This window comes from Emticicia sp. SJ17W-69, from assembly GCF_051209875.1.
Lineage (GTDB): Bacteria > Bacteroidota > Bacteroidia > Cytophagales > Spirosomataceae > Emticicia.
Genome location: NZ_JBNTQY010000001.1, coordinates 593437 through 605606 on the forward strand (window position 1 = coordinate 593437; position 12170 = coordinate 605606).

General features: G+C 35.6%; 12 protein-coding genes. 6 read left to right on the top strand and 6 right to left on the bottom strand.

The annotated features are described in order from the left end of the window. Positions 1–27: 27 nt before the first annotated feature. Together holB and hemC are read left to right on the top strand one after the other, a co-directional pair. Positions 28–1128, top strand: coding sequence for a DNA polymerase III subunit delta' (holB, locus tag ACQUQZ_RS02635; RefSeq protein ID WP_435353191.1), 1101 nt, complete (start codon positions 28–30; stop codon positions 1126–1128). 100 nt (positions 1129–1228) lie between these two features. Beyond that, complete coding sequence (hemC, locus tag ACQUQZ_RS02640) at positions 1229–2161, top strand: hydroxymethylbilane synthase (RefSeq protein ID WP_435353192.1); 933 nt, start codon at positions 1229–1231, stop codon at positions 2159–2161. Positions 2162–2217: 56 nt separating this feature from the next. On the opposite strand, the gene ACQUQZ_RS02645 is transcribed toward hemC, so the two are convergent. Together ACQUQZ_RS02645 and ACQUQZ_RS02650 are read right to left on the bottom strand one after the other, a co-directional pair. Then, a complete protein-coding gene (locus tag ACQUQZ_RS02645) occupies positions 2218–3387 on the bottom strand; it encodes a glutathionylspermidine synthase family protein (protein WP_435353193.1) in 1170 nt (389 codons plus the stop codon). 93 nt (positions 3388–3480) lie between these two features. Beyond that, positions 3481–4167 (bottom strand): hypothetical protein, encoded by a 687-nt coding sequence (locus tag ACQUQZ_RS02650; RefSeq protein ID WP_435353194.1) that lies wholly within the window; start codon positions 4165–4167, stop codon positions 3481–3483. A gap of 218 nt (positions 4168–4385) precedes the next feature. Here ACQUQZ_RS02650 and ACQUQZ_RS02655 point away from each other — a divergent pair, with 218 nt between their 5' ends. The 3 genes from ACQUQZ_RS02655 to ACQUQZ_RS02665 are packed head-to-tail and all read left to right on the top strand — an operon-like array spanning position 4386 to position 6853. Further along, entirely contained in the window at positions 4386–6152 is a 1767-nt protein-coding gene (locus tag ACQUQZ_RS02655; RefSeq protein WP_435353195.1) for an ABC transporter ATP-binding protein, read from the top strand. A 52-nt stretch (positions 6153–6204) separates the two neighbouring features. Next, entirely contained in the window at positions 6205–6435 is a 231-nt protein-coding gene (locus tag ACQUQZ_RS02660; RefSeq protein WP_435353196.1) for a hypothetical protein, read from the top strand. After that, entirely contained in the window at positions 6422–6853 is a 432-nt protein-coding gene (locus tag ACQUQZ_RS02665) for a putative toxin-antitoxin system toxin component, PIN family (RefSeq protein ID WP_435353197.1), read from the top strand. The genes ACQUQZ_RS02660 and ACQUQZ_RS02665 overlap by 14 nt, the downstream gene beginning before the upstream one ends. A gap of 1 nt (position 6854) precedes the next feature. Here the strand turns inward: ACQUQZ_RS02665 and ACQUQZ_RS02670 are convergent, their stop codons facing one another. The 4 genes from ACQUQZ_RS02670 to ACQUQZ_RS02685 all read right to left on the bottom strand — a co-directional run bounded on the left by ACQUQZ_RS02670 (position 6855) and on the right by ACQUQZ_RS02685 (position 9429). Continuing rightward, a complete protein-coding gene (locus tag ACQUQZ_RS02670; protein ID WP_435353198.1) occupies positions 6855–7421 on the bottom strand; it encodes a precorrin-2 dehydrogenase/sirohydrochlorin ferrochelatase family protein in 567 nt (188 codons plus the stop codon). 59 nt (positions 7422–7480) lie between these two features. Beyond that, positions 7481–7966, bottom strand: coding sequence for a GAF domain-containing protein (locus ACQUQZ_RS02675; RefSeq protein WP_435353199.1), 486 nt, complete (start codon positions 7964–7966; stop codon positions 7481–7483). Positions 7967–8004: 38 nt separating this feature from the next. After that, on the bottom strand, positions 8005–8505 hold the full coding sequence (locus ACQUQZ_RS02680) for a hypothetical protein (RefSeq protein WP_435353200.1): 501 nt from the start codon (positions 8503–8505) through the stop codon (positions 8005–8007). Positions 8506–8634: 129 nt separating this feature from the next. Continuing rightward, on the bottom strand, positions 8635–9429 hold the full coding sequence (locus ACQUQZ_RS02685; protein WP_435353201.1) for a (Fe-S)-binding protein: 795 nt from the start codon (positions 9427–9429) through the stop codon (positions 8635–8637). Positions 9430–9680: 251 nt separating this feature from the next. Between ACQUQZ_RS02685 and priA the strand changes: the two genes are divergently transcribed. Beyond that, entirely contained in the window at positions 9681–12170 is a 2490-nt protein-coding gene (priA, locus tag ACQUQZ_RS02690; RefSeq protein WP_435353202.1) for a replication restart helicase PriA, read from the top strand.

Below are 12170 nucleotides of genomic sequence, written 5' to 3' on the forward strand. Positions count from 1 at the left end.
TCGTAAATCGTAAATACTCTTCGTTACATGCTTTTTCGTGAAATTACAGGTCTTAATGATGTAAAACAATCGCTCATCCGAGCGGTCAATAATAATCATGTTGCCCATGCCCAGTTGTTTCATGGGGGCGAAGGTAGTGCTAATTTAGCAATGGCTTTGGCATATGCAACTTATATCAATTGTGAAGATAAACAAGCTGATGACGCGTGTGGACGCTGCCCAAATTGTACAAAAATGAGTAAATTGGCTCATCCTGATGTCAATTATATATTTCCAACAGCGGGTGGAAAATCAGTGCTTTCTGAGAATTTTATGGTGCAATGGCGTGCTTTTGTAAAGGAAACGCCTTATGGGAATTTATCAGATTGGCTTGAAAAAATTGCAATCAAACAAGGGAATATTCCTGCTGAAGAATCTCGTCAGTTGATTCAAAAATTATCTTTGAAATCGTATGAAGGTGGTTATAAAATTGTTATTATTTGGCAAGCAGAAATATTAAATATCGCCGCAGGAAACGCATTATTGAAAATTTTAGAAGAGCCACCTGAGCAAACATTGTTTTTACTCGTAGTCAATAGCATGGACAAACTCTTGACAACGATTATTTCACGAACGCAGCGAGTGGCAATACGCAATTTTTCGGATGAAGAAATAGCAGCATATTTAATTAATAATCAACAAGTTACGAGTGAAAGAGCAAAGCAAATTGCTTATTTGTCGGATGGAAATTTGAATCGGTCTTTAGAAATTGCTAATAAAACTGAAGATGATGAACATAGCTGGTTTGCAACTTGGATGCGGATGTGCTACGCTTTAAATATTCAGAAATTGGTGCCAATGGCCGACGAATTTGATACCAAAGGTAAAGAATACCAAAAAGCAATGTTGGAATATGGTTTGAAGATTTTTCGAGAAATATTCTTGTATCGTCATGGTGGCGAAAGTCTCATTAAACTTGAAGGAGATGAATTGATATTTGTTCAGAAATTTTCTAATGTATTGAATATCAATAATTTGGAGCAAATAACAACACTTTTGAGTGAATCACATTACCACATTGAGCGGAATGCTCGGGCTAAAATTGTATTTTTGGATATTTCGCTTGCTATTGCAAGATTGATGAGATAAACTTACCAAGTATACAAAAATTTCGTAAGTATTCGTAAAATTTATAATAAAGAAATTTAATACGTTTTTATGGACGAACTTCCAGTTCGTCCCACAGAATATGAAAATAAAAATTGGTACTCGTGGCAGCAAATTAGCTCTTTGGCAAGCCTATTATGTGCAAGAAAAATTAGAGTTACAAAACATTGATACTGAGATAGTTATCATTGATACAAAGGGTGATAAAATCCTTGACCGTGCTTTGTCAAAGATTGGTAGCAAAGGCGTTTTTACGGAAGAATTGGAAGACCAACTTCGCTCTGGAGAAATTGATATTGCTGTCCATTCTGCTAAAGATTTACAATCAGAACTCGCGGATGATTTAGAAATTATTGCTTTTACAGAGCGTGAAAAAATAAATGATGTATTGGTGAGTTTCAATAAAGAACTTTCGCTTAATAATGGACAAAAATTTGTGGTTGGTACATCTTCGACAAGGAGAGTAGCGATGTTAAAACATTATTTTCCACATATTGAAATTGTAGATATGAGAGGCAATCTTCAAACCCGTTTACGCAAACTTGAAGAGGGGCAATGCGATGCGATTTTGCTTGCTTATGCAGGTGTACATCGCATGGGTTATCACGATCTCATCGTTGAACAATTATCGACTGAAGAATTTACTCCTCCAGTTGGACAAGGTTGTGTAGCCATAGAAGCAGCAAAGAGTCTTTCGGAAGATAAGAAATTGGCTATCAGAGAGCTAATAAACAATAATATTACTGAAAATTGTCTAATTGCCGAGCGTGCCTATTTACGTAAATTACAAGGAGGCTGTTCGATTCCATCTTTTGGTTGGTGCATTTCTGACGAAAAAAATGGGCATATAGAACTTGAAATGACGGCGGGAATTATCAGTTTAGACGGACAAATAATTGTAAGAAAATATAGCAAAAGACCTGCCGACCAAGCGGAAAAATTAGGTGAAGAATTGGCAAAAGAAGTTTTAGAAAGTGGCGGTGCAGAGATTTTAAAGGAAATTAGATTTATATAATATGTATGTAGAGACAAGGCATGCCTTGTCTCTACATTGCGTAAAATATATTTTATCTATTCAACAATATGTCCGCAAAACTGAGCAGTATTATCCAATATTTTTCCACCTCTACGAAAACCTAATCCACAAGCCTCTCCTGCAAAAAAAACACCTGCTTGGTAAGAATGCCCTGCCGAATCTTGTAAAAATTCAGTGTATTCTTGAAAAATAGTTTTTTGTTCAAAATACTCTCCATCGGTTTTCTCTAAAGCTGTTCCCGAAGGTGAAATCATTTTCACATTGGCTCCTTCACGCCCAAAAAGCACCTTTTCTACACAATATTTGCCCAAAATTGATTGATTTTCGGTTTGTAATAAAAGTGGGTGATTAGGGAATAATTCCCATAAAACCTTCAAAATTGCCTTTGACTGGAAAAGCAAAGTGTAAGCAGGATTTAAAATAATTGCTTTTTTATTGACGGCTATTTGTGTTAAAATTCCTGATAATTCGGGTTCGTCCCAGCCAACATATTCCCAAGGAACAAGTTTAAACCAATAATCGTATTTGATGAAATTGCCACCATTTGGATTTTGCTTGAAAATCCCTTCAATGGGCGAAAATTCCACATTTTCAATATACTCAAAAGCTACTTCAAAACCTGCTTCTTTGGCTGCTTCGCCCAAAACCTGCATATTGGTATCATCTTCCGGAAAATCCTTCATTGTTGAAATCAATAAAGTGGGTTCGAAGTAAGGATTTTGTCTTTGTAATTCTTTGAAATTTTCAACCAAAGCTTCATAAAGTGTATTGAATTGTTTACTTTCATCCAAGCCATTTGCTTTCAAGGAAGCCCATTGTACCACCGAAGTTTCGGGAATACAAGTAGCAGTATCGGCATTGAATTCAATTAATTTTATTGGTTTTCCATCCAAACCTCCGCTCAAATCAAAACGCCCATAAAGATGCCAATGAGCATCATTTTCCCAAGAATATTTTACCAATTCAACCAAGTTCTCTGGAATTCCTAATTCTATAAAACGTTGATTATCAATCACATTTTGTGCTGCTTCGATATACATTTCGTATAATTCGTTGGCTGCATCATAATATTTTTCTGCTTCAGTTTCTGAAACAATCACCATTTCGTTGGTGATATAGGGCAATGTATTTTCTCCCAGCATCCAATCCCAGCCAGCATTTCTAAGTGATGTTTCTGGCGGAATTGATAAGTTTTTTAATTTCATTTTTTGTATGTAGAACAATTTTCCAAATTGTTCAATGTAGTATTAGACAATAGTGAACAATTTGGAAAATTGCTCTACAAAAGGATAATTGTTTTATGAATGATGACTTCCATGACTTGAACTATGGAAGAATCCACTTCTACCGCCTACAGGTCGAGAAATGGTTGTACGAGAATTTCCAATGTTTTGATGAATCGAATTTGAGTTACTAAAAGCTCTCGATGTTAAATAATATGCCATCAACATATTACCACCTCCAAAATGACTACGATGATAATGTCTTCTTTGCGTAGAATCTGATTTTGAAGTAGCATTATTTGCTTGCAATTGACTAACATCTGGGCGATAAGTGGCATAATTTGGACTTACAGTTTTTGCTAATAAATAACCCATTCCACCAAAAAGTAGGGCATTTGGGAGATTACTCTTTTCACCAATGGAAGCAGAATCGGTTTTTATTTCATTGTCTATCAGGCTTTTAACTAATGGTGGCGAAAGTTTTTCTTGTCGACCATCCAAATAAGTTACAATTGCCATCGAACTGTCAGCAGGGACTTCTTTTTCTTCTGAAATCTTAAAAACTCCCTTTGAGGTTTCAGAAATATAAGTTTTTACCCCTTTAGTATAAACTTCTACATCTTCATATTCGTATTCATCGTCAGAGTCACTGCCACAACTTTGTAGGGTCATTCCTCCGCTCAAAATTGCTAAGGCAAGCGTACTACTGATGGTAATATCTTTTACTTTTCTAATGAATGATTTTGTACGTAATGGTGTCATATCGGTTTAGTTTTTGGTTGGTAAAGGTTTCTTAAAAATGATTACCAAAAAAGTATCTTTGTAAGAATGGTAATTTACAAGCGTGTTTTGGCTGAAAATGTAGATGATTTTTGTAAATATAGCTTGTTTTCGATTGAAAATTTTGGAATTATTTACGAAAATGCTTTGTTGAAAGACATAATACCTACACTTTATTTTATCCCGAGGAGGAATATTAAATGAAACTTCTTTTACATTACCTTAGCCGCTATCGCTGGCAAGTAGTTTTAGCTTTATTTTTGGCAGCTATCAATCAAACTTTTTCATTGCTTGATCCGCTAATTTTTGGAAAAATAGTGGACGAATATGCTGGAAAAGCAAAAACATTTACACAAGCCGATTATACCGCAGGCGTTTTATTGATGCTTGCTGCTGTTGTAGGCGTGGCAATGGTAAGTCGCATTGCCAAAACACTCCAAGATTATGTGATGAATATGGTTATTCAGAAATTCGGAGCTTCCATTTTTACCGATGGCTTGAAGCATACACTGAAACTTCCATACCAACAATTTGAAGACCAACGAAGTGGAGAAACATTGTCAGTTCTACAGAAAGTACGTACCGATACTGAGAAATTCATCACACTTTTTGTCAATGTTGGTTTTACTTCTTTGATTGGTATCATTGTGCTGAATGTCTATATTTTTCATTTTGGTATTAGTCCTTGGTTATTCTTTGTGTATTTGGGCGGAGCCGCCGCTTTGGCAGCATTGACAAGGGTTTTGAGTAGAAAAATCAAAGAAATTCAACGCACAATTACCAAAGAAACAACTTCGTTGGCAGGTACAACAACCGAATCACTCAGAAACATCGAATTAATTAAAAGTTTGGGTTTGACCGACCAAGAAATCAAACGTTTGAACTTAAATACTTTGAAAATCTTACAATTAGAATTGAAGAAAGTTCGCAGTATTCGTAGTATTGGTTTTATTCAAGGAACATTCGTAAACTTTCTTCGCCAAGCAATTTTATTTCTTTTATTATTGTTGATTTTCAAAGATCAAATGACTGTTGGTCAGCTACTTACATTGCAATTTTGTTCGTTTTTTGTTTTTGGACCTATGCAAGAAATGGGTAATGTAATCATTGCTTACCGTGAAGCAGAAGCATCTTTGAACAATTTTCAAAAATTATTGAATAATCCAATTGAAGTTACTCCCGACCACCCAACAAAATTAGGTGCTGTGAATCATTTGAAATTTGCGGATGTAAGTTTTAGTCACCTGACCGCTCAAGGAAAAGCATTGGATGATGTAAGTTTTGAAGTACATAAAGGTCAAACAGTTGCTTTTGTGGGGCCATCAGGTTCGGGAAAAACTACGCTGGTGAAACTTTTAGTTGGACTTTATAATCCATCAGAAGGAACTGTTTTCTATAATAATTTGCCTTCAAATGAAATAAATATTGAAGAATTACGCTCGCAAATTGGCTTTGTAACACAAGATACGCAATTGTTTTCAGGAACAATCAAAGAAAACTTGCTTTTTGCACAACCACGTGCGACTGATGCCGAAATAATGGATGCTTTAAATAAAGCAGCTTGTCAAAATCTATTGGCAAGAGCTGAAAATGGCGTTGATACTGTCATTGGAGAAGGAGGAATCAAGATTTCGGGTGGAGAAAAACAACGCTTATCAATTGCAAGAGCTTTATTGAGAAATCCTAAAATCTTTGTTTTTGATGAAGCTACTTCTGCTTTAGATTCATTGACTGAAGAAGAAATAACAAACACCGTAAAAGACGTAACCGCCCAAGGCGATTATATTACGGTGATGATTGCTCACCGACTAAGCACGGTAATGCACGCCGATAGGATTTTTGTTTTAGAACAAGGAAAAATCATTGAAGTAGGCAAGCATGAAGAACTTTTGGTAGAAAAAGGACTTTATTATGCCATGTGGCGTCAACAGATCGGTGAACGTAAGAATAAACTGGTAGTTGCCTAAATTTTAGTTTTTTATATAAAATATGATAAATTTGTTTATAAATTCATAAAAAATGAGTCAATATATCATAAACACGAAAAACGATAGTCAATCTAATGCATTGATTAAATACTTAAAGTCATTAGATTTTATTGAGGTGAAAGCATTAAAAAAGCCAACTAAAAAATCGGAGGCTGTTGAGAGTGCAAAGGCGTTTTTAGGTGGATTACCAAAGCATACACACACTCAATCAGAAGTGAACAAGGCAGTAAAAACCATTCGTAAAAAATATGACTACCAATAAAATAAGAGTAGTTATTGACCCTAATATTATTGCAAGTGTGTTGCTTGGTGGAATAACACAAAAACGTTATTTATGGCTATTAGATAATCTTAAATACTTCGATATTTGTTATTCAGATAAAATTTTGGAAGAAATAAGACATTTTCCAGAAGTTAATTATTTTAAGAAGAAAGGAATCACAACTGAAATCATAGAAGCATTTCTTTCTTCTTTTCAAGCATATTCTTTGAAAATTATTGTTAGTTCAAAGGTAAAATTAGGTAGAGATGCCAACGATTACTTTTTGTTAAGTCTATGTCGTGATGCAAAAGCAAAGTTTTTGACTACAGGTGACCCTGATTTATTAGAATTGGAGAAATATGCATCAACTCGAATATTATCAATGAAGGATTTTGTTGAAGTTTTTCAAAAAAGTTAGCTTACTCTTGCATAACCTTCGTAATTTCATTCAATTTTTGCACTTTACTCTGAAAATCTCCTTTGAGTTTATTTCTAATAGCCTGTAAGTTATTCAAAGTTTCTTGTAAATTTTCAGGAATGATTTCTTCTAAAATTTCACGGAAACGCTTCGCAAAAGTTGGCGACTTCCCGTTGGTTGAAATAGCAATTTTCAAATCGTCTTTCACTACTACCGAACTCAAATAAAAATCACATAAATCGGGTGTATCAGCTATATTGACTAATATACGTTTGGTTTTACAGTCATCTCGTACTTGTCGGTTTACTTCTTTGCTATCAGTTCCTGCTGTAACAATATCCATTCCTTCGAGATGAGAAATATGGTATTTTTCTTGAATCAAAGTAAGATTATGGTGTGGTACTAAAGCCTTGATTTCGTCACGAATTTCGGGGGCAACGAGTGTCACTGTTGCTTTTGGGGAATTTCTGAAAATAGCTTCAAGTTTCTCTAAACCCACATTTCCTCCGCCTACCACAAGTGTATGCAGTTCTTCGAGTTTCAAAAATACTGGAAATAATGTGTTCATTTTTAATGGAGAATGTAAAATGGATAATGAAAAATGCTTTTAGAATTAAGTAATTTCTCTCAAAAAGTTTTTTCTAAAATCTTTACCAACTGCTCTAACCCTTCTTTATCAACTTCCGAAAAATCATCTAATTTATCGCTATCAACATCTAAAACCATCAAAACTTCACCATTTTTATCAAAAACAGGTAAAACTATTTCAGATTTTGAAGCTGAACTGCAAGCAATATGCCCAGGAAATTCATCAACGTTCGGAACGATGACTGTTTCTTTTGTGCGATAAGTAAATCCGCAAACACCTTTATCAAAGTTAATACGAGTACAAGCAATCGGCCCTTGGAATGGCCCTAAAACTAATTGATTTTCACGCTTGATATAAAATCCTACCCAAAAGAAATCAAAAGCTTCCTTCAAAGCGGCAACAAAGTTTGATAAATTAGCGATTTCATCAGTTTCTCCACTCAAAAGTCCTTCGATTTGAGGAATAATACTATCATAAACCTCTTTACGAGAGGCATTCTCTGGAATATATAATGTTTCAGCCATATATGTGGGATGATGTTAGAACATCATCCATCGTAGAATTAAACTAAATCTTTTGCAAAAAATCTTTTCAAAGTTGGGGCTTCAAAAGCCTTGATTTGCCATTTATTAGCCAAATCTCCCAAAATGGATAAATTAACATTATTGAAAATAAGTGTATCAGGTGAAATAAGGCCACTTTCAACTGCCTTTTTTGATTGAAAAACTGAGAAAGTTTTGATTTCAATACCATCCAAATAGGCTTGTGAACGGTCAAAAAAATCTATGTTTAGAGCATCTCCCAATTCTTTAAACCAACGAGTAGAAGCATCAATTGAGCATCCACTGGCCTCATTGAAGCTTTGGTCGAGGGCAATAATGACAAAACGATTATGCAAAACTTTCGCTGAAGCCAACAAAGATGCTCCATGAGCAGCCCATTGATTGACGACTGGTTTTAAATAGTTCTCAATCGTACTCGCCTCATTATCAGTTAATTGACGATTGGTTTGATATACCCAAATGCGGGCATTTTGCGGAATTTTATCGAAATCTACGTACATAAAAATATGGTTAAAAAATTGTGGCACACTTCAAAAGTGTGCCACAATTAATCTGTAAACAATATTTTTATGAAAATAGTCTCCGAAAAAGTCAATTAAAATTTTTGTAGAATAAGTTTCCAACTTGTTCTACATTGCTTGCTCCAATAATTCGGCCAAGTCATAAACTTTTACATCATGTTCTCGCTCTTTGTTTTTTACTCCGTCCGACATCATTACCATACAGAAAGGACAAGCAACGGCAATGGTTTTTGCACCAGTAGCCAAAGCGTCTTCAATTCGCTCAATATTGACATCTTTTGTGCCTTTTTCTGGTTCTTTAAACATTTGTCCACCGCCCGCACCACAACAAAGTCCGTTGGTTTTACAACGCTTCATTTCTACCAGTTCGGCATCTAAATTTTCTAATAATTGGCGTGGAGCTTCATAAATATCATTGGCACGACCTAAATAACATGAATCATGGTAAGTGATTTTTTGCCCTTTGAAACTTCCTCCACCTGCTATTTTTACACGTCCTTCGTTGATTAATTGTTGTAAATAGGTAGAATGATGAATCACTTCGTAGTTTCCACCTAATTCTGGGTATTCGTTTTTGAGTGTATTGAAACAATGCGGACAAGCCGTTACAATTTTCTTGACACCATAACCATTCAATACCTGAATATTTTGTTGAGCAAGCATTTGAAAAGTAAATTCATTTCCTGCTCTACGTGCTGGGTCGCCTGTACAGGCTTCTTCTGTACCCAAAACGGCAAATTTTACGCCGATTTTATTCAAAATCTTTACAAAAGAAATGGTTACTTTTTTATATCGGTCATCGAACGAACCTGCACAACCCACCCAAAACAATACTTCAGGTTCTTGACCATTGGCTGCCATTTCTGCCATTGTTGGCACTTTATATTCGATAGTTTCTACCATTTTTTTAATTAAGAATGATGAATAATTTCTATTGTAACTCAATACCAACAAAAATAGTATGCGTGCATAATATTTGCAAGCGAGTAGCCGAAAATTATTTAGACTCATTTAGTGTTATGATATTTGTAAGGTACTTTTTCCCAAGCAACGATTGAATTTAGTACCTTTGAAGTATTCTTCAGGATGTATTTAATAGACGATTTTTATAGCGTTTTCATTCTACATTCTTCATTTTACATTATTCATTATAAATGGAAGGTCTTTTTTCTGTTGAAACAACTTATTTTGCCGATGTGATTTTGCCCGTGCCGATTCCACGAATGTTTACTTATCGTGTGCCGAGAAATTTTGTCGATGAAATAAAAATTGGAGCAAGAGTGATTGTACAATTTGGCAAAAATCGTGTGGTAACGGCAGTAGTTGGGCGTATTCATAACACACCCCCTGAAAAATATCAGGCAAAATATATTTTAGAATTACTTGATACTGAGCCACTTATCACCAAACAACAGCTTTGGTTGTTTGATTGGATTGCCGATTATTATATGTGTTGTGTAGGAGAGGTGATGAATGTTGCTGTACCCTCAGGTTTGAAAGTGACGAGTCAATCAAGGATTCAAATTAATCCAGAATTTGACCACTCAGAGCTTTTAGAAGAAAATGAAATTGATTTTTTAGACATTCTAAAAAATCATACTTCTTTGACTTATGATGATGCAATCAAATTTGTGGGTGATGCCAATATCAACACCATGATAAAATCGTTGATTGGCAAGCATGCCATTATCATGTATGAAGAAGTTAAAGAAAAATACAAACCAAAAATTGCTAAGAAAGTTCGGCTAAAAAGGGTTTATGAAGGAAGCGAAGAAGCGGCAAATTTGATTGATTCTTTGGCAAAAAATGCTAAACAGCAAACGGTTATTTTAGAGTATTTAAGACAAATACCAATGCACCAATTGCGTGAACGCAATCAATTGGGTGTAGATAAATCATTTTTTACACAAGGCGAAACTTCTGATTCTTCGCTTAATAAATTAATTGAGAAAGGTATTTTAGAACAATTTGAAGTAGTGGTTTCTCGCTTTGGTGATGATATGCCTACTGAGCCCGTGAAAATTGAACTGACAACTGCCCAACAGCAAGCAAGCAACGAAGTATTATCGAGCTTTCAAGAGAAAGATGTGGTTTTGTTGCATGGCATTACTGGAAGTGGAAAAACTGAGATTTATATTGATTTGATTCAACAGGTGTTGGAAGGTGGCTCTCAAGTATTGTTTCTTTTACCAGAAATTGCCCTTACTACTCAAATTGTAGTACGTATGAAGCGAGTTTTTGGAGATAAAATGGGCGTTTATCATTCCAAATTTTCAGACAATGAGCGGGTAGAAGTTTGGCGAGGAGTTTTGGAAGGAAGATACCAATTTGTGGTGGGTGTGCGTTCGGCAGTTTTTTTACCAATGGATAATTTGGGTTTGGTCATTGTTGATGAAGAACACGAAGGTTCGTACAAGCAATATGACCCTGCTCCTCGCTATCATGCACGTGATGTAGCCATTATGTTGGGACTGAAACAAGGAGCAAAAATCTTGTTAGGTTCGGCCACACCATCACTCGAAAGTTATTACCAAGCCACCACAGGAAAATATGGTTTGGTGACGCTTAACCAACGCTACGGAAATGCCCAACTACCCGATATTCATTTGATTGATCTGAAGGCCGAACGCAAGGCAAAAACCATGAAAAATGACTTTTCTGGAACATTGTGTCATCATATTGAGCATAATTTAGCCATTTGTGAGCAAACGATTATTTTTCAAAATCGACGTGGGTATTCGCCTTATTTGAATTGTCAAGAATGTAATTGGATTGGTGAATGTGAGCAATGTGCTGTGAGTTTGACTTATCATTTAGATTCTAAAGAGTTGCGTTGCCATTATTGTGGACATAAAGAAGAGATTCCAAGGGCTTGTCCTGTTTGTGGTTCGGGAAAAATAAAAACGGTGGGTTTCGGTACAGAAAAATTGGAAGATGATTTGCGAATCATGTACCCAACGGCTCGTGTACAACGTATGGATTTGGACACTACCCGCACAAAAAATGCGTACCAAAATATTCTTGGAGAATTTGAGCAAGGAAATACCGATATTTTGGTTGGCACGCAGATGATTAGCAAAGGACTTGATTTTGACCGAGTGAGTTTGGTTGGAATTTTTGATGCTGACCGCATGATTCATTTCCCTGATTTTCGGGCGGCAGAGCGAGCTTTTCAAATGCTTACGCAAGTGAGTGGGAGGGCAGGCCGACGTGAGAAAAAAGGCTTGGTATTGATTCAGACCAATAATACCCAACAAAGCTTGTTACATAAAGTAGTCAATAATGACTATATGGGTTATTATAATGACGAAATCAAGGAGCGAGAAGGGTATTTTTATCCGCCTTTTACTCGTGTGATTTCGATAACGGTGAAACATGAAGAGCAAGACAAAGCTGAAAAAGCTGCTCATTGGTTGGCTAATAAATTATTAGAAAAACTTGGCAAAGCTCGTGTGCTTGGCCCCGAAAAAGCCATGGTTGAGCGAGTAAGAAATAAGTTTTTGTTTGATATTTTACTAAAACTTGAAAAAGACAAACTCAATATAAAAGCTGCAAAGGTTTTCTTGCAAGAAAAAATTGATGAAGTGATGACCCTGCGTGAGTTTAGAGGAGTTTTTGTGGTGGTTGATGTGGATGCGGTGTAA